The organism is Pseudomonas sp. COR18 (assembly GCF_048568395.1).
In the GTDB taxonomy this organism is placed as follows: domain Bacteria; phylum Pseudomonadota; class Gammaproteobacteria; order Pseudomonadales; family Pseudomonadaceae; genus Aquipseudomonas; species Aquipseudomonas fuscovaginae_B.
Window position 1 is genome coordinate 2,086,981 of sequence record NZ_CP183808.1, and the last position, 26,251, is coordinate 2,113,231.

The following is a 26,251-nucleotide window of genomic DNA, read 5'->3' on the forward strand; positions in this document are numbered from 1 at the left end:
GGTCAGTGATCCCAATTGCCGATATCGGCGGCGAGCTCCTCGCCACCGGCCATGCCATCGGCGCCGAAGGAGTAGAGATCGTAGCCCTTGGCCCGTGCTCCCGGGTTGAGGTACTGGTACGGCGTGCCCCACGGGTCGACCGGCAGGCGCTTGAGGTAGCCCTGGGGGTTCCAGTTCTTCGCCTGCGGCGCACCCAGCGGCTTGTTCACCAGGGCCTCGAGGCCCTGCTGGGTCGAGGGATAGTGGAAGTTGTCGAGGCGGTACATCTCCAATGCCGTACCGATGGCCTGGATATCGGTGCGCGCCGCCGTGACCTTGGCCTGGTCCGTGCGCCCCATGAACTGTGGCACCACCAGCGCGCCCAGCACGCCGATGATGACCACCACGACCATGATCTCGATCAGGGTAAAGCCATGTTGCCGAAAGGATGCGGAGGTTTTCATGAATCAATTCACCGTTTGGTTGAGACTGAGGATCGGCAGCAGGATGGCCATGACGATCAGCAGCACGATGCCGCCCATCGCCACCAGCATGGCCGGCTCGAAGAGGCTCACGACCAGCGCGATTCGGGCCGCCAGGGTTTTCTCCTGTTGCTCGGCGGCACGCGCCAGCATGCTGTCCAGTTCGCCGGCGCGTTCGCCACTGGCGATCATGTGCAGCATCAGCGGCGGGATGTCGCCGCTGTGCTCCAGGGCCCGGGTCAGGCTGCCGCCCTCGCGTACCGAGCGGGCGACCTCGCGCATGCGCGCGCGGATCGCCAGGTTGCCGATCACCGCGGCCGAGATCTCCAGGGCATCCACCAGGGGCACCGCGCTCCTGCCGAGAATCGCCAGGGTGCTGGCGAAACGCGCCGCTTCCACGGCCCGCAGCACGCCGCCGGCCAGTGGCGCGCGCAGCAGCCAGGCGTGCCAGCACAGGCGCAGGGCCGGCTGCCGCCAGGCACCGCGCAGCGGCAGGACCAGACCGAGCACTCCCGGCAACAGCAGCCAGAAATAGTCGCGCAGGCCCTCGCTCAGACTGATCAACCCACGGGTCAGCAGCGGCAGCTCGCGGCCGCTGTCGGTGAAGATCCGCACCACGTCCGGCACCACGAAACCCAGCAGGAAGCCGACGATGCCCAGCGATGCCAGCAGCAGGACCAGCGGATAGACCAGCGCCAGCTGGATCTTCTGCCGCGCCTGCTGACGCGCCTCGGTGTAATGCGCCAGTTGCTCCAGCACCTGGCCCAGGTGACCGGAACGCTCGCCCGCGGCGATGCTGGCGCGAAACAGTTCGGGAAAGGCTCCGGGGAAGCCGGCCAGTGCCGAGGACAGTGCGTAGCCCTCCAGGACCCGATCGCGCACCGCCGCCAGCAGGCTCGCGGTACGCCGCTTGCGGCTCTGCGCCGCCACCGCCCGCAGGGCCTCTTCCAGCGGCAGTCCGGCCTGGACCAGGGTCGACAGTTGCAGGGTCAGCAAGGCCAGTTCGGCAGCGCCCAGGCGGCGGCCGGCTCCCCGACCGCCGAGCACGCCGGAACGTTCCCGGACCGGCTTCAGTACGCTCGGCAGCAAACCACGCTCACGCAGCAACTGCCGGGCATGCCGCGCACTCTCGGCCTGCTGCTGGCCCTTGCAGGAGCGGCCATGGGCGTCCTGGGCCTGATAGTCGAAGGTCGGCATCCTCAGTCCTCCTGCGTGACGCGCAGCAGCTCATCGAGGCTGGTGTGCCCTTCCAGCACCAGGCGTTGCCCGTCCTGGAACAGGCTGGGGCCGAGGCAGCGGGCCTGGCGGGCCAGCTCCGGTTCACTGATGCCGTTGTGGATCATCTGCGCGAGGGCCTGGTTGATGCCGATCAGCTCATAGATACCGGTACGGCCACGATAGCCCTGCTGGCAGCGCGGACAGCCCACGGCGCGGAACAGCCTCGGCGCGGCCTGCGGCGCCAGCCCGAGACGCTGGCAGGCGGCCGCATCGGCATGTACCGGTGCCTTGCACTCGGGACACAGGGTGCGTACCAGCCGCTGGGCCAGCACGCCGACCAGCGATGAGGCGAGCAGGTAGGCGTCCACGCCCATGTCCAGCAGACGGGTCACCGCCCCCGCTGCGCTATTGGTGTGCAGGGTCGACAGCACCAGGTGTCCGGTCAGCGAGGCCTGCACGGCAATGGCTGCGGTTTCCCGGTCGCGGATCTCGCCGACCATCACTACGTCCGGGTCCTGGCGCAGGATCGCCCGCAGCCCCCGGGCGAAGGTCATCTCGACCTTGGGGTTGACCGGTGTCTGGCCGATGCCGGGCAGGTGGTATTCGATCGGGTCTTCGACCGTGAGGATATTGCGCGTGCGGTCGTTGAGATGATTCAGCGCCGCGTAGAGGCTGGTGGTCTTGCCCGAACCGGTCGGCCCCGTGACCAGGAAGATCCCGTGGGGTTTGCCGAGGATTCGCCGGAACCGCTCCAGGGTCTCGCCCGGCATGCCCAGCCGCGCCAGTTCGAGGCGTCCGGCCTGCTTGTCGAGCAGGCGCAGCACCACTCGTTCGCCATGGGCCGAAGGCAGGGTGGAGACCCGCACATCGACCTCATGCCCGGCCAGCCGCAGGGCGATCCGACCATCCTGGGGCACGCGTTTCTCGGCGATATCCAGCCGCGCCATGACCTTGATCCGCGACACCAGCAAGGTGGCCAGCTCACGCCGCGGCTGCAGCACTTCGCGCAGTTGACCATCCACCCGCAGGCGCACCGAGACACTGTGCTCGAAGGTTTCCAGATGCACATCCGAGGCCTTTTCCCGCACCGCTTCGCTGAGCAGGGCATTGATCAGGCGGATGATCGGCGCGTCGCCCTCCTGTTCCAGCAGGTCGGCGGTGGGCGGCAGGTTATCGGCCAGGCTGATCAGGTCGAGCTCGTCGTCCAGGCCCTGGGCGACCTGCTCGGCGGCACTCTGTCCATCGCTGTAGCAGGCGGCCAGACGGGCGGCGAAGTCCGCCTCGTCGAGTTCCTGCACGGGCCAATCCCGGCCGAGCTGGCGCCGTGCCTCGGCCAGCGCGGTCAACGGCGTGTCTGCCCGGATCAGCAGGGTCGCCCCTTCGCCCTGCAGCTCCAGCAGCACGCCAAAACGCCGGGCGAAGCCGAACGGCAGCCGGCCGATCATGGCACCGCCTGCTGTCGACGCAGGTCGACCGCGCTGTCATCGCCATCGAACAGGCGCTGCGGATCGCTCGGCAGCAGCAGCGAATTGCCCTGGCGCGCCGAAGGCCGGCTGAGTTCGCGCAAACGGTTGTAGCCGGTGGTGCTGGCCTCGACCAGGTCCTCCTTGCCACGCACGATGGTCGGCCGCAGGAACACCATCAGGTTGGTCTTCTCATGTTTTTCGCTGCTCCAGCGAAACAGCGCCCCCAGGTAGGGAATATTGCGCAACAGCGGCACGCCGCTTTCCTGGTTGCGGACGCTGTCCTTGATCAGGCCACCGATGACGATGATCTCGCCGTCATCGACCAGGATGGTGCTCTTGAGCGCCCGCTTGTTGGTGATCAGGTCATCCGTCACCTCGCTGCTCGGCGCCAGCTCGGAGTTCTCCTGCTCGACCCGCAGGCGCAGGGTCGAACCTTCGTTGATGTGCGGCCGGATCTTCAGCTTGATGCCGATATCCTCGCGCGTGACCGTGGTATAGGGCTTGTCGTTACCAGTGCCGGAGGTCTGGTAGGAACCGCTCTTGAAAGGCACGTTCTGCCCCACCAGGATTTCCGCCTCCTGGTTATCCAGGGTCAGCAGGCTGGGGGTGGACAGCACGTTGTTGCGCACATTGCTCGCCAGGGCGGAAACCAGCATGCCGAAACGGTCGTTGCCGACGCGCAGCACGGCTCCATCGGGCAGCTTGGCGTCAGCGCCACCAAAGCCCGGCAGGACGACACCGGCGCCGGCAAAGGTAATGCCTCCCTGGGCACTGCCGGCCTTGCCGCCCCATTGCACGCCAATGGCCTCGTTGATGTCCCCGGAAATCTCGACGATCGCCGCATGGATCAGCACCTGGGAACGCGGCTGGTCGAGCTGGCGCACGATGGCCTCCAGGGTCCTGACCTGGCTCGGCTCGGCGATCAGCACCAGGGCGTTCTGGTTTTCGTCGGCCTTGACCACCGCCTTGTTCACCGGGTTGTCCCGGCTGGAAACACCGGCCACGTCCTGACCGAGCCCCTGCCCCATGGCATCCAGCACATCGGCCAATTGCTTGGCGTCGCTGTAGCGCAGGCGGATCACCCGGGCATTGTCCGCGCCCGCCGGAACCGGCGTGTCGAGCGAACGCGCCAGCTCGACGAGGCGCTTGCGCACCGCCTGGGGACCGATCAGCAACAGCCGATTGCCGCGGGTGTCGGCAATCACCTGGCTGCCCGACTCGGCGCCCTGCTTGCCCAGGGACTGCTCCAGCACCCGCGCCAGGTCGGCAGCCAGGCCGTGCTGCAGAGACAGCACATCATGGGCGTGCCTGTGACCGGCATCCAGCTCGCGGACGATTCTGGCGATACGTCGGACGTTGCCGGCCCCGTCGGTGATCACCACGGCATTGGCCGAGGCCGAGGGACCGACATAACCGTTGACCGAGACCAGCGGCCGGACCAGCGCGGCGATGTCGCTGGCCGTACTGTTGCTCAGGGCCACCACCTGGGTGACGAACTGCCCGGCCTGGGCGCTGTGGCTGTCGGCATCGCTGGGCCGGGTACGGGCATCCGCCACCGGCGTGATGAGAATGCGGTCGCCTTCATCGATCACCGTGAAGTTGTGCGCATCGAGCACCGAGTAGAACAGCCGCCGTACCCCTTCGCGATCCAGCGCCTGTTCCGAAAGCACCGTGATACGCCCCTGGACGCGCGGGTCGAGCACGACCGTGGTGCCAAGGATCGATGACATCTCCCGGACCACGTCGCGCAGTTCGGCATCGTTCATCGCCAATTGCCAATGCGGCTCCTCGGCCAACGCCGTCGGCAGCATCAGCGACAACAGCAGGCCACCGGCGAGCAGGCGCCAGGAGGCCAATACTCTGGGGACTCTCATGGGGTTCCCCGAAGCACTGGCCGCAGATGCGAGGAGGTTGTCCCGGCAGCCGGGGTCGCATTGCCGAGTGGCGACAATGACCTTCGAGCCGGCGTCTCCAGCGCCAGCAGTTCCTCGCGACCGTTGCGCCAGAGCAGCACACGCCCGGCTTCGATCCGGCGCAATACGCTACCGCCGGGCAGGCTGTCCCCAACCCGATACACCTGCTGCCCCTGGGTGCCCGCCAGCAACGCGCGGGAAGCCCCCGAACTGGCGACAAAACTGGCCCGCAACTGCAACGGCTCGGCGCTGCGAGCCAACGCATCACGGGGCTGCAGGCCGAGTACCGTGGCCACCGCCGCATGGTTGAGCGGTGCTACCGGGGCAACGGCGGCACTGACCACGGCGGCAACCGGCGTGCTCGGCAGATCGCGACGAAACAGCCACTCATCCCAGGCCAACCAGGCACCATACGCCAATGGCAGCGCAAACGACAAAACCCACACAGGACGCTTCACCCGCGCATACGCCATGGGTAGTGGATGATTCCATGAACGTCACGGCAACCACTGCCAATAGCGGCAAGGATTCGAATAACGAAAAAAGTAAGGGACAAGTTCCCCAAAAAAACACTGAACAAGATAATGCAATCCCTATATAGATGGGAGCATCAAACATCCTTATATGAAGCCCGCTCAAGAACACCAATGAATTAACGACAACCAGAAACCCACATAAATAAAAAACAAAACAACGAGTGGATGATTCCTTGCCTACCCAACAACAGCTCATCCATTGACACCCAGCATCTCCCAGACGGGACCCTGGACAACTTGTTATCCAAGGTCCCGACGGAGACTGTTACTTGGCTATCCAGGCATCCTGCCAGTTTGTTCCGTGACCTGGTTTGTAGTGATGTTCGCTAGGGATCTTGCACCAATCTCCATCCGGGAACGGCTTGCACTCGTAGACGGTGTCATCCACCAGTACAGTGGTGCCCGGCCGATAGCTGGCAATTTCCCGCGGATACACCCAGTCGTAGTCCTGGCCGACACCTTCGCCACCCAGCTCGATGGCCACCAGATCCTGGCGAGTGGTACGGCCATCAGGCGTCACGCCCACCAGCTTGACCTGATGAGGGCCCGGGGCACTGCGCACATCCACGTTCAGGCTGACAGAGCCGGCCTCGATCTGTTGCGTGATGGAGCCCACAGCCTTGTTGTTGGCATTGAACACCGTGAGTTCGACATTCATCAGGCGGTTACCGAGCAACGGTACCGGCAAGGCGAGACGCCCCTTGTCCAGCACCAGGTCGTTGCCCAGCGTCGCGATACGCAGTTCGGCGGCAGCATCCTCCTGCAGCTCCATCTGCAATTCATAGCGTTTGACGCCACTCTCGGCCCTGGCAAAGATCTTGTTCGCCCCCTTGATCGGATTGATCTTGCCCTCGTCATCGCGCACACCGGCACGCACCAGCTCCTGGGTCCGGTTGATCTGCTCGGCCAGCTTGAACGACCAGTTCTCCGGACGCCCCTCTTCGGCCGTGGCGATGGCGATCTCGACACGCCGTTCGTTGATTTCACCCTCATTGCCGAAACCACGCGCCTTGACCTTGTCGCCCACCAGCAGGGCCGTGGCAGTCGGCGTGATGTTGCCGACCGTATGCCAGCCATCCGGGGTGACCGCTTCGGGGAGGATGTTCACATCCGCCACGTTGTAGAACGCCGCTGCGGTATCGCCCACGGTCCAGATGCCGAGGATCACGTGTTGGCCGGTCCTGTCCGACGGAATGGAACAGGCATGCCTGGCACCGGAAACCGGCAGCTCGTTGCGCCCGTCCACTTCGCAGAACGGCGCGCTGTCGAACGAGGCGCGGGTCAGCGGCTGGTTCGGGTTCCAGCCGGCCCGAGTGATGAAGTACTCGTGCTTGGTCGCCGGGTGTGCCGCCGTGTAGTCCCAGGTGAACTCGATATCGCGGTCCTTGATTTCGCTCAGGCTCCAACGCGTCGCGCTCTGGGCATCCAGCGCGGAGAAACTGGCCGAACCGCCGCTGGCGATCTTGCCGTCGATGGGACCCTGCAAGGGGCCACCTCCACTACCTGCCGGAAACCCCTTGAAGGTCTCACCGACACTTTGCGGCTCGTATTGCGCGTTTCCGCAGTCCTTGTTCAACCCCTGCTGGCAGGCATAGGCCCGCGACGGTGGGTTGCTCAGATAACCGTGAGCCGCAGCCTGTTGCGAAGCGACCAGAGCCGTGAGCATGGCCAGCGAGGACATACCTGCTGCGACCGAACCCGAACGTTTTCTCATCATAGTTTCCAATCCCGGAATGAATTACTGAAGTATTCGTATCCATGTAATTCGAGTAGAGAAATACCCTTGATGCGGACATACCTATCCCTGGGAAAGCCCCATCAATCGATAGTCATTTGAGTAGCAATAGAAAACTCCGAATCCCATACCGCTATAACTTCCGCAGTAAGAACTCGGATGTGGATTTTACGAACATTGATTTTTTTAGCTGTAAGAAAATTCCGAGCCAGAAGAGCGAATCATCAGCAATATTTATTTTTCCCGAGAAGTCTCATTTTCAAGGACAGAGAGCACAACAGCCTTCGAAATAACTTTCAGAAAACGACCGGAATAGACGGTAAAAATAGGAATACTCTTACACTACGAGGGGAAAAAAGCGGAACACAAAGAAAAAGACCAACGGCCCCGTCAAAGGGGCCGTGGCTGCCGCCGAAGACTCAGCGGTGATACTGCGCGGAAAACTCGTGCACGGCGTTGATGAAAGCGCCGGCATGCTCCGGATCGACTTCCGGGGTGATACCGTGGCCCAGGTTGAATACATGGCCGGAGCCCTCGCCGTAGCTGGCGAGGATCCGCGCCACTTCGGCACGGATGGCTTCGGGCTTGGCGTACAGCACGGTCGGGTCCATGTTGCCCTGCAGGGCGACCTTGCCACCGACCCGGCGCCGGGCGTCGCCCAGGTCGCAGGTCCAGTCCAGGCCCAGTGCGTCGGCACCGGCCTCGGCAATGCTTTCCAGCCACAGGCCACCGTTCTTGGTGAACAGGATGACCGGCACCTTGCGCCCTTCGTGCTCGCGGATCAGGCCGCTGACGATCTTGCGCATGTAGGCCAGGGAGAACGCCTGGTAGGCCGCCGCCGACAGGCTGCCGCCCCAGGTGTCGAAGATCTGCACCGCCTGGGCACCGGCCAGGATCTGCCCGTTGAGGTAGGCGGTGACCGCCTGCGCCAGCTTGTCCAGCAGCAGGTGCAGGGCCTGCGGGTTGTCGTAGAGCATGGCCTTGGTCTTGCGGAAGTCTTTCGACGAACCGCCTTCGACCATGTAGGTCGCCAGGGTCCAGGGGCTGCCCGAGAAGCCGATCAGTGGTACCCGGCCGTCGAGTTCACGGCGGATGGTGCTCACCGCGTCCATGACGTAGCCCAGGTCCTTCTGCGGATCGGGGATCGGCAGCGCCTCGATGTCGGCCAGGTTGTCGATGACCTTTCTGAAGCGCGGCCCCTCGCCGGTTTCGAAATACAGGCCCTGGCCCATGGCATCGGGGATGGTCAGGATATCGGAAAACAGGATCGCGGCATCCAGGCCCGGATAGCGGTCCAGGGGCTGCAGGGTGACTTCGCAGGCGAACGACGGGTTCATGCACAAGCTCATGAAATCGCCGGCCTTGGCGCGACTGGCGCGGTATTCCGGCAGGTAGCGACCGGCCTGACGCATCATCCATACGGGAGTGACGTCAACGGGTTGCTTGAGCAGGGCACGCAGGAAACGGTCGTTCTTCAGGGCAGTCATGTCGGCATCCGGAGAAAAAGTGCGGGCATTTTCTCAGAGCTCAACGCAAAAGGCACGGCGAGAGCCGTGCCTTTTGTCTATCGGGTCAATTTGTCGCGGTGTGGATCAAAGACCGAGGTAGTCGAGGATACCCTCGGCGGCGTTGCGGCCTTCGAAAATTGCCGTTACCACCAGGTCGGAACCCCGCACCATGTCGCCACCGGCGAAGATCTTCGGGTTGCTGGTCTGGTGCTTGAACTGGCCCTTTTCCGGAGCGACCACACGGCCCTGGCTGTCGGTCTGGATACCGAACTGCTCGAACCAGGGTGCCGGGCTCGGACGGAAACCGAAGGCGATGACCACGGCGTCGGCCGGAATGATCTCTTCGGAGCCCGGAATCGGCTCGGGGCTGCGACGGCCACGGGCATCCGGCTCGCCGAGACGGGTCTCGACCACCTTCACACCTTCGACCTTGTCTTCACCGACGATCGCGATCGGCTGGCGGTTGTAGAGGAACTTCACGCCTTCTTCCTTGGCGTTCTTCACCTCCTTGCGCGAGCCGGGCATGTTCGCCTCGTCACGCCGGTAGGCACAGGTCACGGCCTTGGCGCCCTGGCGGATCGAGGTGCGGTTGCAGTCCATCGCGGTGTCGCCACCACCGAGTACCACGACCTTCTTGCCCTTCATGTCGACGAAGTCTTCCGGCGACTTTTCGAAGCCCAGGTTGCGGTTGACGTTGGCGATCAGGAAGTCCAGGGCGTCATGCACGCCTGGCAGGTCCTCGCCGGCAAAGCCGCCCTTCATGTAGGTGTAGGTGCCCATGCCCATGAAGACCGCATCGTACTCGGCGAGCAGTTGCTCCATGGTCACGTCCTTGCCCACCTCGGTGTTGAGACGGAACTCGATGCCCATGCCGGTGAAGACTTCGCGACGATTGCTCAGCACGGTCTTTTCCAGCTTGAACTCGGGAATGCCGAAGGTCAGCAGACCACCGATTTCCGGGTTCTTGTCGAACACCACCGGGGTCACCCCGCCGCGCACCAGCACGTCGGCGCAGCCCAGGCCCGCCGGGCCCGCACCGATGATCGCGACGCGCTTGCCGGTCGGCTTGACCTTGGACATGTCCGGACGCCAGCCCATGGCGAAGGCGGTATCGGTGATGTACTTCTCCACCGAACCGATGGTCACCGCGCCGAAACCGTCGTTGAGGGTGCAGGCCCCCTCGCACAGGCGATCCTGCGGGCAGACCCGGCCGCAGACTTCCGGCAGGGTGTTGGTCTGGTGGGACAACTCGGCCGCGGCCAGGATATTGCCTTCGGCCACCAGCTTCAGCCAGTTGGGGATGAAGTTGTGGACCGGGCATTTCCATTCGCAGTACGGGTTGCCGCAACCCAGGCAGCGGTGGGCCTGGTCGGCCGACTGCTGGGGTTTGAAGGGCTCGTAGATTTCCACGAACTCTTTCTTGCGTTGACGCAACAGTTTCTTCTTCGGATCCTTGCGCCCGACATCGATGAACTGGAAGTCGTTACTCAGACGTTCAGCCATTACAAAAACCTCATCAAACTCTTCAGGCGCATCACTGCGGGTTGGCACGGGTGCTGGACAACAGCGACTTCAGGCTGGCTGCCTTCGGCTTGACCAGCCAGAAGCGCCGCAGGAAGTCATCCAGGTTCTCGGCGAGGTTACGACCCCATTCGCTGTCGGTCTCCTCGACGTACTCGTCCAGCACGTTCTGCAGGTGGCTGCGATAGGCTTCCATCGCTTCACCGCTGATCCGCTGGATTTCCACCAGCTCGTGGTTCACCTTGTCGACGAAGGTATTGTCCTGGTCCAGCACGTAGGCGAAACCGCCAGTCATGCCCGAACCGAAGTTGTAGCCGGTCTTGCCCAGTACACAGACGAAACCGCCGGTCATGTATTCGCAGCAGTGGTCGCCAGTGCCTTCCACCACGGCGTGGGCACCGGAGTTACGCACGGCGAAACGCTCGCCCGCGGTGCCGGCGGCGAACAGCTTGCCGCCCGTGGCGCCGTACAGGCAGGTGTTGCCGACGATGGCACTGTCCTGGGTGCGATAGGCGCTGCCCTTGGGCGGCACGATCACCAGCTTGCCGCCGGTCATGCCCTTGCCGACGTAGTCGTTGGCGTCGCCTTCGAGGTACAGGTTCAGGCCACCGGCGTTCCACACGCCGAAGCTCTGCCCGGCCGTGCCCTTGAAGCGGAAGGTGATCGGCGCCTTGGCCATGCCCTGGTTGCCGTGGACCCGGGCGATTTCGCCGGAGATCCGCGCACCGATGGAACGGTCGCAGTTGCAGATGTCCAGGTCGAACTCGGCACCGCTCAGGTCGTTGATCGCAGGCCGGGCCATTTCCACCATCTTCTCGGCCAGCAGGCCCTGGTCGAATGGCGGGTTGCGGTCGACCTGGCAGAACTGCGGCTTGTCCGCCGGCACATGATCGCTGCCCAGCAGCGGGGTCAGGTCCAGGTGGTGCTGCTTGGCGGTCTGGCCTTCGATGACGTCCAGCAGGTCGGTACGCCCGATCAGTTCCTCGAGGCTGCGCACGCCCAGCTTCGCCAGCCACTCACGGGTCTCCTCGGCGACGTAGGTGAAGAAATTCACCACCATGTCGACGGTACCGATGTAGTGGTCCTTGCGCAGCTTGTCGTTCTGGGTCGCCACGCCGGTGGCGCAGTTGTTCAGGTGGCAGATACGCAGGTACTTGCAACCCAGGGCGATCATCGGCGCGGTGCCGAAGCCGAAGCTCTCGGCCCCGAGGATGGCCGCCTTGATCACGTCGAGGCCGGTTTTCAGGCCGCCGTCGGTCTGCACCCGGACCTTGCCGCGCAGGTCGTTGCCGCGCAGGGTCTGGTGGGTTTCGGCCAGGCCGAGTTCCCATGGTGCGCCCGCGTACTTGATCGAGGTCAGTGGCGAAGCACCGGTACCGCCGTCATAGCCGGAGATGGTGATCAGGTCGGCATAGGCCTTCGCCACACCGGCGGCGATGGTGCCGACGCCGGCTTCCGCCACCAGTTTCACCGAGACCAGCGCCTGCGGGTTGACCTGCTTGAGGTCGAAAATCAGCTGCGACAGGTCTTCGATCGAGTAGATGTCATGGTGCGGCGGAGGCGAGATCAGGGTCACGCCCGGTACCGCATAACGCAGCTTGGCGATCAGGCCGTTGACCTTGCCGCCAGGCAGTTGGCCGCCCTCACCGGGCTTGGCGCCCTGGGCCACCTTGATCTGCAGCACTTCGGCGTTGACCAGGTATTCCGGGGTCACGCCGAAACGGCCGGTCGCCACCTGCTTGATCTTCGAGCTCTTGATGGTGCCGTAGCGCGATGGATCTTCGCCGCCCTCACCCGAGTTGGAGCGTGCGCCGAGGCGGTTCATCGCCTCGGCCAGAGCTTCGTGGGCCTCCGGCGACAGGGCACCGAGGGAGATACCCGCCGAGTCGAAGCGCTTGAGGATCGCCTCCAGCGGCTCGACCTCGTCGAGGCTCAGCGGCTGGTCGAGGGTCCTGACCTTGAGCAGGTCGCGGATCATCGACACCGGACGGTTGTCCACCAGCGCGGTGTATTCCTTGAACTTGGCGTAGTCGCCCTGCTGCACGGCAGCCTGCAGGGTATTGACCACATCCGGGTTGTAGGCGTGGTATTCGCCGCCGTAGACGAACTTCAGCAGGCCGCCCTGCTGGATCGGCTTGCGTGCGCTCCAGGCTTCGGCGGCCAGCAGCTTCTGCTCGGCTTCGAGGTCGACGAAACGGGCGCCCTTGATCCGGCTCGGCACGCCACGGAAGCTCAGGTTGACCACTTCCTCGGACAGGCCGATGGCTTCGAACAACTGCGCGCCACGGTACGAGGCGATGGTCGAAATGCCCATCTTCGAGAGGATCTTGAGCAGGCCCTTGGTGATGCCCTTGCGATAGTTCTTGAAGACTTCGTAGAGATCGCCCAGCACTTCGCCGGTGCGGATCAGGTCACCCAGCACTTCGTAGGCCAGGAACGGATAGACCGCCGAGGCACCGAAACCGATCAGCACCGCGAAGTGATGCGGGTCACGGGCGGTGGCGGTTTCGACCAGGATGTTGCTGTCGCAGCGCAGGCCCTTCTCGGTCAGGCGATGGTGCACCGCACCGGTGGCCAGGGACGCGTGCACCGGCAGCTTGCCCGGGGCGATATGACGGTCGCTGAGGACGATCTGGGTACGCCCGGCACGCACGGCTTCCTCGGCCTGGTCGGCGATGTTGCGCACGGCCGCTTCCAGGCCGACGCTCTCCTCGTAGTTCAGGTCGATGATCTGGCGCTCGAAGCCCGGACGTTCAAGGTTCATCAGCGAGCGCCACTTGGCCGGCGAAATCACCGGCGAGCTGAGGATCACCCGCGAGGCGTGTTCCGGCGACTCTTCGAAGATATTGCGCTCGGCACCGAGGCAGATCTCCAGCGACATGACGATCGCTTCGCGCAGCGGGTCGATCGGCGGGTTGGTCACCTGGGCGAACTGCTGGCGGAAGTAATCGTACGGCGTGCGCACACGCTGGGACAGCACGGCCATCGGCGTGTCGTCGCCCATCGAGCCGACCGCTTCGTAGCCCTGCTCGCCCAACGGGCGCAGCACCTGGTCACGCTCCTCGAAGGTGACCTGGTACATCTTCATGTACTGCTTGAGCTGCTCGACGTTGTAGAACGCCGAACCATGGTCGTTGTCCTCCATGGTCGCCTGGATCCGCAGGGCGTGCTTGCGCAGCCATTGCTTGTACGGGTGGCGCGACTTCAGGCGGTTGTCGATCGAATCGGTGTCGAGGATCTGCCCGGTCTCGGTGTCCACGGCAAAGATCTGCCCCGGGCCGACGCGGCCCTTGGCGATGACGTCTTCCGGCTGGTAGTTCCACACGCCGATTTCCGACGCCAGGGTGATGTAGCCGTTCTTGGTGGTGACCCAGCGCGCCGGGCGCAGGCCGTTACGGTCGAGCAGGCAGACCGCGTGGCGACCTTCGGTCATCACGACGCCCGCCGGGCCGTCCCAGGGCTCCATGTGCATGGAGTTGAATTCGTAGAACGCACGCAGGTCGGCGTCCATGGTCTCGACGTTCTGCCACGCTGGCGGAATCAGCATGCGCACGCCGCGGAACAGGTCGATACCGCCGGTCACCATCAGCTCCAGCATGTTGTCCATGCTCGAAGAGTCGGAGCCGACACGGTTGACCAGCGGGCCCAACTCGTCGAGATCGGGGATCAGGTCGTTGGCGAACTTGGTGCGACGGGCCAGGGCCCAGTTGCGGTTGCCGGTGATGGTGTTGATCTCGCCGTTGTGCGCCAGGAAGCGGAACGGTTGCGCCAGCGGCCATTTCGGCAGGGTGTTGGTCGAGAAACGCTGATGGAACACGCAGATCGCGGTCTTGAGCGTCGGGTCGCCGAGGTCCGGATAGAAGGCGGCGAGATCCGCCGGCATCATCAGGCCCTTGTAGATGATGGTCTTGTGGGAAAAGCTGCAGATGTAGTGATCGGTATCGGCGGCGTTGGCCACCGACGAACGACGACGGGCGCTGAACAGCTTGATGGCGAACGCCTGGTCGCTCAGGCCTTCACCGCCGATGAATACCTGCTCGATCTGCGGCAGGCGCTCAAGGGCCAGGCGGCCGAGGACACTGGTATCGATCGGCACCTTGCGCCAGCCCACCAGTTGCAGGCCGGCCGCGAGGATTTCGCGATTCATGTTTTCGCGCGCGGCTTCGGCTTTGACCGGGTCCTGGTTGAAGAACACCATGCCCACCGCATATTGCTTGGGCAGATCGCTACCGAATTGCGATTTTGCGACAGCACGCAGGAACTGGTCGGGCTTCTGGATCAGAAGGCCGCAACCGTCACCGGTCTTGCCATCGGCGTTGATCCCACCACGGTGGGTCATGCAGGTCAGGGCCTCGATGGCCGTCTGCAACAGGTGATGACTGGGTTCGCCTTGCATGTGGGCAATCAGGCCGAAACCGCAGTTATCCTTGAATTCATCTGGTTGGTACAGACCTGCTTTCATAGACACTTTCTCACCAGGCTGCCTCTCAACGAGGCAAATTTCTTTTCAATTCAACCGCTTACCATCCACGCCGAACGTACGCCGACTTTGTAGGGGCAAAAGGGAGGTCATTGTACACACCGACACAGACGCCCACAAATTTAGAGACGAAATGTCGAAAATTCGTGTCGCATTTATGAAAGGTTTAAAACGATCTTTCGTGCTAGTCAAAGATTTTTTGAATTTTGACCGCTACGACTCAAATCTACCGTGACGCAGACACCACAAGGCACGCAGCTTTGCGGGCTGCGCGCCGAGGTGGAAATTTTGAGGTGCTGGAAAGGCGACCTGGGTAAGGCCGCCGAATCATCAGCGAGTTGTGGCGAGGTCCTGTTGGACGCTGGCGACAGTGCGAGGCCAAGGTTTACCAGCCTGAACCTTCGCTGGCAAGGCCTTGATAGCGCTTACCGCTGCATCGCGGCTGGCGAAACTACCATAGGTGATCACATAAAGCGGCTTGCCGTTGAGCACTTTCTTGAAATAACGGTACTCGCCGCCCTGCTCCTTGATGAAGTTCTGGGCAGTGGCTTCGGAGCTGGTGCCCAGGATCTGCACCACGTAGTGGCCCGGAGCCTGGCCTGCATACCAGCTACTGCCGGCAGCCGGCTTGGCCGCTGCCGCAACGGGCTTCTCGACCGGTTTCTCGGCCTTGGCCACCGGCTTGGCGGCCGGTACCGGTACGGGCGTCTGCGCAGGCTTGGCGGCTGGAGCGGCCGGCTTGGCCGTGGCCACCTGGGTGGGCGCCGGCGTCGGACGAGCCGGGGTCGGCGCAGGACCTGCCGGCACGCCCAGCGGTGGCGCGGTCGTGGTCACCGTTGGAGGCTGCGCTACGCCACCCTCCACCGCCGGAGCACCGCCGTCGTCGCCTTCCGGCATGCCACCGGCCGCTTCGGCCAACGGGCCGCGCATCACCGGCTGCGACTGGCCGACCAACGGCAGCGGCATCGGTTGCGAATTGCCGGCGAATTCGACCGACGGACCACTGCCCGGCTTCGGCGCCTGTCCCAACGGCAGCTGGGCCTGCTCGCTCGGCGCGCCGGCGGTTACCGGCGCCTTGCTGCGACCAGAACTCATCCAGGCCGCAGCGATCGCGACCACCACCACGCCGGACAACGCCAACACGTATTTCTTTGACATCTTGAACCCCATACTTGGTCGCTTGACCGCGGAGCGGCTGGCAATCATGGCTTCGATCATTGCGTCGCGGGCCACCTGGTTGATGTTGCCAGGCCAGCCTTCGGCGCTTTCGTGAATCTCAGTGATCTGCTCAGCGGAAAAAAGTTCTATCCCCTGTCCCGCACCTTCCAGGCGCTGGGCCAGGTATTCGCGCGTTTCCTCTTCCGTGTAGGGTTGCAGCTCGATCACATGAAAACGCTCTTCCTGCGCACTGTGCGGCTCCAGGGCGGCAATCAGCGACGACTCGCCAAACAGGAAGACATGTGGCCGGCCTTCCGGCGCACCAGCGGCCAGGGCCAGCAACGCCTCGATCGCCGAATCGTCCAGTTGCTCGGCATCATCGACCAGCAGATAGACCTCCTGGCCGGTGAGCGCCAGCTGCACCACCTGCGCCAGGATCGAGGATACGTCGGCTTCGGCCACGTTCAGGGCCTGGGCGATCTGGTACAGCACACCAGCCGCATCGCCGGCTCCACGGGCGGAAACCACCACGCTCTGCACCGACTGCTTGTTGGTGCTGGCCACCAGCGCCTGGCGCAGCAGGGTCTTGCCGCTGCCCAGCGGGCCGGTCACCACCAGCAGCAACTGGCTGTAGCGCGCCAGGTGATGCAACTGCCCCAGCACCGGCTTGCGCTGGGCCGGGAAAAACTTGAAGCCAGGCACCCGTGGAGCGAAAGGATCGTGACTCAACTGATAATGGCCGAGGAAAGCCTCGTCGGCATGCAAACTAGTCATCGGAATCTAATCAACCTTTAAGCTGAGCCAAGGCGCGGTAGTCCGCCCCCAGCGTGGCCTGTAGAACCTCTTTCGGATAATCGTCGGTCACTACGGCTTCGCCCATGCGGCGCAACAGCACCAGGCGCATGCGACCGTCGATCACTTTCTTGTCAACTGCCATGTGTTCGAGAAAATCGGCTTCGGTCATTTCCTCCGGGGGAATGACCGGCAAGCCTGCGCGCTGGAACAGGCGAATAACGCGATCGCGCTCGGCCTCGGTGATCCAGCCCAGGCGCGCCGACATTTCCAGCGCCATGACCGTGCCCGCCGCCACCGCTTCACCGTGCAGCCAGACGCCATAGCCCATGTGGGTTTCGATGGCATGGCCAAAGGTGTGCCCGAGGTTGAGCGTGGCACGCACGCCGGACTCGCGCTCATCGGCACCGACCACGGCCGCCTTGGCCGCGCAGGAACGCTCGATGGCCACGGTCAGGGCCGCCTGGTCCAGGCTACGCAGGGCATCGACATGCTCCTCCAGCCAGGTCAGGAATGGCTCGTCGCAGATGAGCCCGTACTTGATGACCTCCGCCAGGCCCGCCGACAGTTCCCGGGCCGGCAACGTCCTGAGGCTCGCGGTATCGATCAGCACCGCATTCGGCTGATAGAACGCACCCACCATGTTCTTGCCCAGCGGATGGTTGATACCGGTCTTGCCGCCCACCGACGAATCGACCTGCGACAACAAGGTAGTCGGAACCTGGATAAAGTCCACCCCGCGCTGATAACAGGCCGCGGCGAAACCGGCCATGTCACCGATTACCCCGCCACCCAGGGCGATGAGGGTGGTGCGGCGATCGTGACGGGCTTTCAGCAGGCCGTCGAAGATCAGTTGCAGGGTTTCCCAGTTCTTGAAGGCTTCGCCGTCGGGCAGCACCACCGAGATCACCGAATAGGCCGCCAGGCTGCGAGTCAGGCGCTCGAGATAGAGCGGCGCGACGGTTTCGTTGGAGACGATTGCGACTTGCCGACCGGCAATGTACGGCGTCAGTAGCTCGGGCTGGTCCAGCAACCCCTCGCCAATATGAATCGGGTAGCTACGCTCGCCAAGATCGACCTTAAGTGTCTGCATGTGTCCCCACAGTGAAGATGGACGCGGGCGTCCAGTCCCAGGATTAACGATTGTTGGCGGCGTCCGTTTCCGGCGCGGCCCGATGGCCTTGAGCCATGACCGCGGGCGGGCATGGCGGGCGTCGAGAATAGCGCATTTCCTCGCCTGCTTTAACGGGGAGGTAGCTGCTGCAAGCGCTCCAGGATGTCCAGTACGACCATACGTGGTGGCCGCTCATCGGTTTCCACCACCAGATCGGCGATTTCCCGATACAGCGGGTCACGGATCGCCAGCAGGTCGCGCAGGGTCTTCGCCGGGTCGGCGGTACGCAGCAACGGCCGGTTGCGGTCGCGGGCGGTACGCCCGACCTGCTGCTCCACCGAGGCATGCAGGTAGACCACCCGGCCGCCGGCATGCAGTGCCTGGCGGTTTTCATCGCGCATCACCGCGCCACCGCCTGTCGCCAGCACCACGCCATCGCTGGCACACAACTCGGCGATCATGGCCTGTTCGCGATCACGGAAGCCTGGCTCGCCTTCCTTGTCGAAGATCCACGGGATATTCGCGCCGGTGCGCAATTCAATTTCCTTGTCGGAATCCTTGAACGGCAGACGCAACTCTTTGGCCAGCAAACGACCTATGGTGCTCTTTCCAGCACCCATAGGCCCAACAAGAATCAAATTTCGCACAGAATCAACGACTCACAGCAATCGCCTGGTTATTCATGATACGCGGAGTCAGGAATACCAGCAGCTCGGATTTTGCTTCCGAGACGATGTCCCGACGGAAAAGGCGCCCAACATACGGCACATCGCCCAGAAATGGCACCTTCTCTTCGGTTTTGCTCTGAGTATTGGAGAATACGCCGCCGATCACCACGGTCTCACCGTCGTTGACCAGCACCTTGGCGTTGACTTCGTTCTTCTTGATCGGCGGTACGTTGTTGAGCACGTTCTGGTAGTCCGGCTCATCCTTGGTGACCTTCACTTCCATGATGATCCGGTTGTCCGGAGTGATCTGCGGCGTGACCTCCAGCGACAGCGACGCCTCCTTGAAGGACACCGAGGTGGCACCGCTGGAACTCGATTCCTGGTACGGGATTTCCGTGCCCTTGAGGATCTTCGCGGTTTCCTTGTCGGACGTGACCACCTTGGGCTGCGACACGACTTCACCGTTGCCGGTCTTCTCCATCGCGCTCAGTTCCAGGTCGAGAATGGTGTTGTCGGTGACGAAGCCGATACCGATACCGGAGGTCGCCGAAGTCGCTCCCAGGTCGACGAACGGCGTGCTGGCGCTCTGGCCGGTCAGCCGGCTCAGGGTCGGCGAACCGCCATTGGTCTTCCAGTTGCCACCGGAAATGCTGCCGCCCCAGCGAGCACCCAGTTGCTTGTCGTAGCCGACGTTGGCTTCGACGATACGCGCCTCGATCATCACCTGGCGCACCGGGATGTCCAACTGCGCAACGATCCGCCGCAATTCGTCAAGGCGCTCCTGGGTCTGGTAGGCAATGATGTTGTTGGTACGCTCGTCCACGGTGATCGAGCCACGCTCGTCGCCCTTGCTCTCGGCGCTGGTCACCGACTGGAACAGCTTGGCGATATCCGCGGCCTTGGCATAGTTGACCTGCAGCAGCTCGCGGCGCAGCGGCGCCAGTTCGGCGATCTGCTTCTGCGACTCGAGTTCCTGGCGCTCACGCGCGGCGATCTCGTCCGCCGGCGCTACCAGCAGTACGTTGCCGATCTTGCGCTTGTCCAGGCCCTTGGTCTTGAGCACCAGGTCCAGCGCCTGGTCCCACGGCACGTTCTGCAGGCGCAGGGTGATCCCGCCCTGCACCGTGTCGCTGGCCACCAGGTTCAGGTTGGTGAAGTCGGCGATCAGTTGCAGCACCGAACGGACGTCGATGTCCTGGAAGTTCAGCGAAAGCTTTTCGCCGCTGTAGACAAAACGCTCGGCGTTGCGTCGCTGAATGTCATCGACGGTCAGCGGACGGACACTGATGGTCAGCTTGTTGTCGGTCTGGTAGGTCGAATAATCGAAGGCACCGCCCGGCTCGATGGAAATGCTCGCGCGGTCGGCGCCAGCCGTGGCATTGACGTACTGCACCGGCGTGGCGAAGTCCTTCACGTCCAGGCGCACGCGCAGGGACTCCGGCAATTGGGTGCGCGGGAAGTCCACGCTGATCTTGCCGCCCTTTTCCTGGATATCCGGGCTGATGGAAGGATCGGAAAGCTCGATGACCACATTGCCTTCGCCCTGCTCGCCACGCTGGAAGTCGACGCTGCGAATGGCCTTGCCCACCGGCGCATAGGCCTTGGGCGCCACCCGCGCCGGTTGCGCGGCGGCAGCCACCGGCCGGCTGCCGGCCGCCGGGCTGGCAACCGCGGGCGCCGTGCCCTGGCCGACCACCACGAACAGGTTGTTGCCATCGATCCGGGTGCTGTAGGGCGCCAGTTTGGTCAGGTTGATGATCAGCCGGGTGCGATCCTTGGCCTCGACCACGGTCACACTGCGCGCGTTGCCCACGCCCAGGTCGCGAGTCCGGGCGGTCAGCTGGCTGGCCACCCCGGTCAGGTCCAGGGCAATCCGCGCCGGCTGCTCGGTGGTATAGCCGTGCGGAGCCGGGGGGCGCTGTCGAAGGCCAGCTTGATCTCGACCCGATCCCCAGGCAGCGCCGCCACGTCGAGGGTCTTGAGATTGGCAGCGAACACCATCGGCGACACCAGCGCCATCCATAGCGAAAGGCCGAGGGCGCAAAGGATCCTGTTCATATCGAGTTCCACTATGAGTGCTCTTTCAAGGGGATGGTGCGAGGTCGTTCCAGCCAGCCGCCTTCGCCGTCCGGAACGATCTCGATCACTTCGACCTGGGAATCGGTGATGGCCACGATACGGCCCTCGTTGCGGCCCAGGTAATCGCCCACCTTCAATCGATGAACACCACCGGCCCCGCGCAACAGGGCGTAGGTACCGCTGGCGTTGGAAAGGGTGCCCACCATCTCGAACTGCTCGATGTTGAAGCCTTCGAGGAATTGTTTGGTCCGGTTCGGATCCGGCTTGACCTCGCGCGAGCCCTTCTGGCGATTCACCAGGTCGATCTTGACCGGCGGCTGGAACGGACTGCGCAGCGACGCCGCGCTGTAGGTGAACGTTTCGTAGGACTGGAACTTGGGCGTCGGCTCGATGTTGCCGGCCGGCCGCGCGCGCACCTCGCGCATGTAGGCATCCAGGTCGCTGAAGTCATTGCCACCGCCACAACCGGCCAGCAACAGGGTCAGCAACCCCACGCACAACCCGCGCAAGCCGATCATTTCTGCAGCCCCTTGTCGTTGTAGCGATAGGTCTTGGCTAGAATGTTCATGCGCAGCTTGTTGCCGTTGCCCTCGGTCACCGGCCTGATCTCGAAGTCATGCAGGGTGACGATGCGCGGCAGGCTGGCCACACCGCTGACGAAGGTGGCCAGGTCGTGATAGGCGCCGGTGACAGTGATCTGGATCGGCAGCTCGATATAGAACTGCTGCGCCACTTCCGGCAACAGCTTGATCTCCTCGAACTCCAGCCCGCTGCCGAGCCCGGTACGCGTGATGTCTTCCAGCAGCCCCGGCACTTCGGTGTCGCTGGGCAGTTGCTTGAGCAGTGCGCCGAAGGAGGCCTCCATGTCGAGCATCTGCTGGGTATAGGCCTCGAGGTTCGCCGCCAGGTGCGCCTTGGTCGCGAACTGCTCCTTGAGAGTGACCTCGCTGGCCCGCTGCTGGTCCAGTTGCCCGGTCAGGTCCTGGATATAAACCACGTAGCCCAACGCCAGCACCAACACCGCGACAATCACCCCACAGAACACCTTGACCGCAGCCGGCCAGGAGCCGATGTTCTGCATGTCGAGATCGGCGATGTCGATCTTGCGCAGGCTCTCCAGCCGTTCGGAAATATTCATTTGGCGACCCCCGAAACCGGAGGCTGGGTCTGGCGCACGCTCAGCTGGAAGACGTTGGCCTGATCCACCGTGCCACTGGTGGTCGCCTTGACCTCGGTCAGGCTGGGGGCCTCGAGCCAGTCGGAGGCATCGAGATTGCGCATCAGGTCCGAGACACGGTTGTTGGACTCCGCCGCACCGGTGATCGCGATGGTTTTACCGGTCATTTTCACGTCCGTGAAATACACGCCATCGGGCAGAGTCCGCGTCAGTTGATCGAAGATCCGCCCACTGATCGAGCGGTTGCCCTGCAGGTCCTGGATGATCTTCATGCGTTCGATCAACTGCTGGCGACGGGCTTTCAAGTCGCTGATCTGCTTGATCCGCGAGTCGAGCTGGGCGATTTCCTTGCTCACATAGGCATTGCGTGCAACCTGGTGATCGATGGAATGGCTGATGTACTGGTCGGCGATCAGGACGATACCGACCGAAATCACCAGCACTCCGACCAAGGCCGTCAGGAAGCGTTTGCGTCGCTCTTCACGCAGTTGTTCACGCCAGGGCAGAAGGTTGATCCGCGCCATCAGTCAAAACTCCTCAACGCCAGGCCACAGGCGATCATCAGGGCTGGCGCATCGCTGGCCAGTGCCCCGGCATTGACCTTGCTGCTCAACGCCATGTCGGCGAAAGGGTTGGCGACCATGGTCGGCGTGCCCAGCCGCTGCTGGATCAGGTGATCGAGCCCGGCAATGGAGGCGGTGCCGCCGGCCAGCAGGATGTAGTCGACATCGTTGTACTGGCCCGAGGCGAAGAAGAACTGCAGGGAGCGCGACACCTGCTGGACCAGAGCATCCTTGAACGGCTGCAGGACCTCGACGACATAATCGTCGGGCAGGCCGCCCTGCTTCTTCGCCAGCCCCGCCTCCTCGTTGGAAAGGCCATAGCGCCGCTGGATTTCCTCGGTAAGCTGGCGTCCGCCGAACAATTGCTCGCGGGTATAGATGATCCGCCCGTTATGCAGGACGCTGAGGGTGGTCATGGTCGCACCGATATCGACCACCGCGACCGTCAGCTTGTCGTGGTCGATGGCCAACTGGGACGCCAGCAGGCCAAAGGAGCGCTCCAGCGCATAAGCCTCGACATCGACCACCCGGGCATCGAGCCCGGCCAGGCCGAGGGCCGCCTCGCGCACCTCGACATTTTCTTTCCGACAGGCGGCCAACAGCACCTCGACCCGCTCGGGGTTGCGCGCCGAATACCCCTGGACCTCGAAGTCGATGGCGACTTCCTCCAGCGGATAGGGAATGTACTGGTCGGCTTCGATCTTGAGCTGGCTCTCCATGTCGTCATCGGAGAGCCCGGCATCCATTTCGATGGTCTTGGTGATGACCGCGGAACCGGCCACCGCCACCGCGGCTTCGCGTGCACTGGTCCGGGCCTTGAGCAGCACTCGCGTCAGGGCCTGGCCGACGCCTTCGAGTTCGGCAATGTTCTTCTCGACCACGGCATTGGGCGGCAGCGGTTCCACGGCATAGGACTCGACCCGATATCGATTGCCCGAGCGGCTCAATTCAAGGAGCTTGACCGAGGTGGAACTGATGTCTATGCCCAGGAGCGAATGCGCTTTTTTGCCGAAGAGTCCAAGCACTACCGATTCCCTATTACTATCCGCGACTTACGGACCCTTTATGATGAAGGGCATTTAATAGCAGTCTTGACATAAGCGCAAATGACGCTCAAGGCCAAAAATGCTTATAATGCCCCACGCTTTTCTCCGAGTCGTCGAACCAGCGCTTGCCGTGAATCTAGCCTGACGCCCAACTCATTCTTTTATCTGGAAATCCACAAGCCTTGATTCGTCTGCTGAAGTTTTTCGGGTGGTCTTTCGTCGCCATATTCTGCGGGCTGCTGCTCGTCCTGAGCGGCGCGTTTCTCTATCTTAGTCCGGGCCTGCCGTCCGTGGAGGCCCTGCGAAGCATCCAGTTGCAGATTCCACTGCGGGTCTACACCAGTGATGGCAAGCTGATAGCCGAATTTGGTGAAATGCGTCGCTCTCCCATTCGCTTCGCCGACATCCCCCCGAACTTCATCAACGCCCTGCTCAGTGCCGAAGACGACAACTTCGCCAACCACTATGGCGTCGACCCCAGCAGCCTGATGCGCGCCGCGACCCAACTGGTCAAGAGCGGCCATATCCAGTCCGGCGGCAGCACCATCACCATGCAGGTGGCGAAGAACTTCTTCCTGTCCAGTGAGCGTAGCTTCTCGCGCAAGACCAATGAAATTCTTCTGGCCCTGCAGATCGAGCGGCAACTGACCAAGGACGAAATCCTCGAGCTGTACGTGAACAAGATCTACCTCGGTAACCGTGCCTACGGTATCGAAGCCGCATCGCAGGTTTATTACGGCAAGTCGATCCGCGACATCAGCCTGGCCCAGATGGCCACGATCGCCGGCCTGCCCAAGGCACCGTCGCGCTTCAACCCGCTGGCCAACCCGGTACGGGCCAAGGAGCGCCGCGACTGGATCCTCGGCCGCATGTACAAGCTGGGCAAGATCGACGAGGCCGCCTACCAGGCCGCTCTCGCCGAGCCGATGAACGCCAGCTACCACGTGCCGACACCGGAAGTGAACGCGCCGTACATCGCCGAGATGGCCCGCGCCGAAATGGTCGGCCGCTACGGCAGCGACGCCTACACCGAAGGTTTCCGCGTCACCACCACGGTGCCGAGCAACCTGCAGGAACTGGCCAACCATGCGGTTCAGGAAGGTCTGATCACCTACGACCAGCGCCACGGCTACCGCAGCCCCGAGTCGCGCCTGCCGGGCAAGACCCGCGAGGCCTGGAACCTCGAGCTGAGCAAGCAGCGCACCATCAGCGGGCTTGAGCCGGCGATCGTTACCCAGGTGGACAAGAACGCCCTGCACGTATTGACCCGCAACGGCATCGAGAGCGTGGCCTGGGACACCATGAAGTGGGCCCGCCCCTACCTGAACACCAACAGCATCGGCGCGGCACCGAAACAACCTGCCGACGTCGCCCAGGTCGGCGACCTGATCCGCGTGCAGCGCCAGGCCGACAACAGCCTCAAGTTCAGCCAGATCCCGGCCGCCCAGAGCGCACTGGTCTCGCTCGACCCGCAGAACGGCGCCATTCGCGCCCTGGTCGGCGGCTTCGCCTTCGAGCAGAGCAACTACAACCGCGCCATGCAGGCCAAGCGCCAGCCGGGTTCGAGCTTCAAGCCGTTCATCTACAGCGCAGCCCTGGACAACGGCTACACCCCGGCCAGCCTGGTCAACGACGCGCCGATCGTGTTCGTCGACGAATACCTGGACAAGGTCTGGCGGCCGAAGAACGACACCAACACCTTCCTCGGCCCGATCCGCCTGCGCGAAGCGCTGTACAAGTCGCGCAACCTGGTCTCGATCCGCCTGCTGCAGAGCCTGGGCGTCGACAAGACCATCGACTACATCGCCCGGTTCGGCTTCAACAAGCAGGACCTGCCGCGCAACCTGTCCCTGGCCCTGGGTACCGCGACCCTGACGCCGATGGAAATCGCCACCGGCTGGAGCACCTTTGCCAACGGCGGCTACAAGATCACGCCATACCTGATCGACAAGATCGAAAGCCGCAACGGCGAGACCCTGTTCGTCGCCAACCCGCCGAGCGTACCCACCGGCATGGCGGCCAGCAGCGGTATCGCCGCACCGAGCCATTCGACCTTCACCATCAATGGCACCAGCGAAGGACCGGCGCCTGCCGCCCAGGCACCGGCGGTCGCCGAGCGTATCGTCGACGGGCGCACCACCTACATCCTCAACAGCATGCTCGAGGACGTGATCAAGCTCGGCACCGGCCGCCGCGCCCTGGCCCTGGGCCGCAGCGACCTGGCGGGCAAGACCGGTACCACCAACGAATCCAAGGATGCCTGGTTCAGCGGCTACAACGCCGACTACGTGACCACGGTCTGGACCGGCTTCGACCAGCCGGAAAGCCTTGGCCGCCGCGAGTTCGGCGGCACGGTGGCGCTGCCGATCTGGATGGACTACATGGGTGCCGCGCTCAAGGACAAGCCGCCACACACCCAGGCCGAGCCGGAAGGTATCCTCAGCCTGCGGGTCGACCCGGTCAGTGGCCGTGCAGCGGTACCGGGCACGCCAAACGCCTACTTCGAGCTGTTCAAGAGCGAGGACACGCCGCCATCGGTCAATGAGCTGGGCACGGGTGGCAGTGCCCCCGGCAGCCCGCTGCCGGCGGACGAGTCGGCGCCGATCGACCTGTTCTGATCTGGGACAAAACCGCGGCGCTGCCTTCGCGGGCAAGCCCGGCTCCTACAGTTTCGTGTCGTACACGCCCCCGTGTGCAGCACAGGCCTGTAGGAGCGCGGCTTGCCCGCGAATGGTCTGCGCAACTCTCACGCCTGTCCCGACACGAACAAAAAAGCCCCGGCTCATCCGAGCCGGGGCTTTTCATTCGACGCTACA

Annotated in this window: 17 protein-coding genes and 1 pseudogene; 1 reads left to right on the forward strand and 17 read right to left on the reverse strand. The window is 63.5% G+C overall.

Going from position 1 to position 26,251, the window contains the following annotated elements; genetic code table 11:
* Window positions 1-2 precede the first annotated feature (2 nt).
* The 17 genes and pseudogenes from gspG to ACM62G_RS09745 form a co-directional block, all read right to left on the reverse strand.
* Window positions 3-443, reverse strand: a complete 441-nt coding sequence (gene gspG / locus ACM62G_RS09665; protein ID WP_054062085.1) for a type II secretion system major pseudopilin GspG — start codon at window positions 441-443, stop codon at window positions 3-5.
* Window positions 444-446: 3 nt separating this feature from the next.
* Window positions 447-1,658, reverse strand: coding sequence for a type II secretion system inner membrane protein GspF (gene gspF, locus ACM62G_RS09670; RefSeq protein ID WP_419737070.1), 1,212 nt, complete (start codon window positions 1,656-1,658; stop codon window positions 447-449).
* 2 nt (window positions 1,659-1,660) lie between these two features.
* Window positions 1,661-3,124, reverse strand: a complete 1,464-nt coding sequence (gspE, locus tag ACM62G_RS09675; RefSeq protein ID WP_419737071.1) for a type II secretion system ATPase GspE — start codon at window positions 3,122-3,124, stop codon at window positions 1,661-1,663.
* Window positions 3,121-5,019 (reverse strand): type II secretion system secretin GspD, encoded by a 1,899-nt coding sequence (gene gspD, locus ACM62G_RS09680; RefSeq protein ID WP_054059805.1) that lies wholly within the window; start codon window positions 5,017-5,019, stop codon window positions 3,121-3,123. The genes gspE and gspD overlap by 4 nt, the downstream gene beginning before the upstream one ends.
* Complete coding sequence (locus ACM62G_RS09685) at window positions 5,016-5,516, reverse strand: type II secretion system protein N (protein ID WP_419737072.1); 501 nt, start codon at window positions 5,514-5,516, stop codon at window positions 5,016-5,018. Before ACM62G_RS09685 ends, gspD begins: the two co-directional genes overlap by 4 nt.
* 343 nt (window positions 5,517-5,859) lie before the next feature.
* On the reverse strand, window positions 5,860-7,308 hold the full coding sequence (locus ACM62G_RS09690) for a lytic polysaccharide monooxygenase (protein ID WP_419737073.1): 1,449 nt from the start codon (window positions 7,306-7,308) through the stop codon (window positions 5,860-5,862).
* 440 nt (window positions 7,309-7,748) lie between these two features.
* The gene (gene hemE / locus ACM62G_RS09695; protein WP_054059808.1) at window positions 7,749-8,816 is read right to left on the reverse strand and encodes a uroporphyrinogen decarboxylase; all 1,068 of its coding nucleotides are present in this window, start codon (window positions 8,814-8,816) and stop codon (window positions 7,749-7,751) included.
* 105 nt (window positions 8,817-8,921) lie between these two features.
* Window positions 8,922-10,340 (reverse strand): FAD-dependent oxidoreductase, encoded by a 1,419-nt coding sequence (locus tag ACM62G_RS09700; RefSeq protein ID WP_054059809.1) that lies wholly within the window; start codon window positions 10,338-10,340, stop codon window positions 8,922-8,924.
* Window positions 10,341-10,371: 31 nt separating this feature from the next.
* Window positions 10,372-14,820 carry a glutamate synthase large subunit gene (gene gltB / locus ACM62G_RS09705; RefSeq protein WP_419737074.1) on the reverse strand — a complete coding sequence of 1,483 codons (4,449 nt, stop codon included), beginning with the start codon at window positions 14,818-14,820 and terminating at the stop codon, window positions 10,372-10,374.
* Between the two features lie 348 nt (window positions 14,821-15,168).
* Window positions 15,169-16,770: an AAA family ATPase gene (locus ACM62G_RS09710; protein ID WP_416771426.1), complete on the reverse strand. Its 1,602-nt coding sequence runs from the start codon at window positions 16,768-16,770 to the stop codon at window positions 15,169-15,171.
* 10 nt (window positions 16,771-16,780) lie between these two features.
* Window positions 16,781-17,881: a 3-dehydroquinate synthase gene (gene aroB / locus ACM62G_RS09715; protein ID WP_419737075.1), complete on the reverse strand. Its 1,101-nt coding sequence runs from the start codon at window positions 17,879-17,881 to the stop codon at window positions 16,781-16,783.
* A 149-nt stretch (window positions 17,882-18,030) separates the two neighbouring features.
* Entirely contained in the window at window positions 18,031-18,549 is a 519-nt protein-coding gene (gene aroK / locus ACM62G_RS09720; protein ID WP_026145113.1) for a shikimate kinase AroK, read from the reverse strand.
* A gap of 4 nt (window positions 18,550-18,553) precedes the next feature.
* Window positions 18,554-20,628, reverse strand: a pseudogene (gene pilQ / locus ACM62G_RS09725) (type IV pilus secretin PilQ).
* An 11-nt stretch (window positions 20,629-20,639) separates the two neighbouring features.
* Window positions 20,640-21,167, reverse strand: coding sequence for a type 4a pilus biogenesis lipoprotein PilP (pilP, locus tag ACM62G_RS09730; protein WP_054059114.1), 528 nt, complete (start codon window positions 21,165-21,167; stop codon window positions 20,640-20,642).
* Window positions 21,164-21,787 (reverse strand): type 4a pilus biogenesis protein PilO, encoded by a 624-nt coding sequence (gene pilO / locus ACM62G_RS09735; RefSeq protein ID WP_054059113.1) that lies wholly within the window; start codon window positions 21,785-21,787, stop codon window positions 21,164-21,166. Before pilO ends, pilP begins: the two co-directional genes overlap by 4 nt.
* Window positions 21,784-22,350, reverse strand: a complete 567-nt coding sequence (locus ACM62G_RS09740) for a PilN domain-containing protein (protein WP_419737076.1) — start codon at window positions 22,348-22,350, stop codon at window positions 21,784-21,786. The genes pilO and ACM62G_RS09740 overlap by 4 nt, the downstream gene beginning before the upstream one ends.
* Complete coding sequence (locus ACM62G_RS09745) at window positions 22,350-23,414, reverse strand: pilus assembly protein PilM (protein ID WP_054059111.1); 1,065 nt, start codon at window positions 23,412-23,414, stop codon at window positions 22,350-22,352. The genes ACM62G_RS09740 and ACM62G_RS09745 overlap by 1 nt, the downstream gene beginning before the upstream one ends.
* A gap of 206 nt (window positions 23,415-23,620) precedes the next feature.
* Between ACM62G_RS09745 and ACM62G_RS09750 the strand changes: the two genes are divergently transcribed.
* Window positions 23,621-26,053: a penicillin-binding protein 1A gene (locus ACM62G_RS09750; protein ID WP_419737506.1), complete on the forward strand. Its 2,433-nt coding sequence runs from the start codon at window positions 23,621-23,623 to the stop codon at window positions 26,051-26,053.
* Window positions 26,054-26,251: the final 198 nt, after the last annotated feature.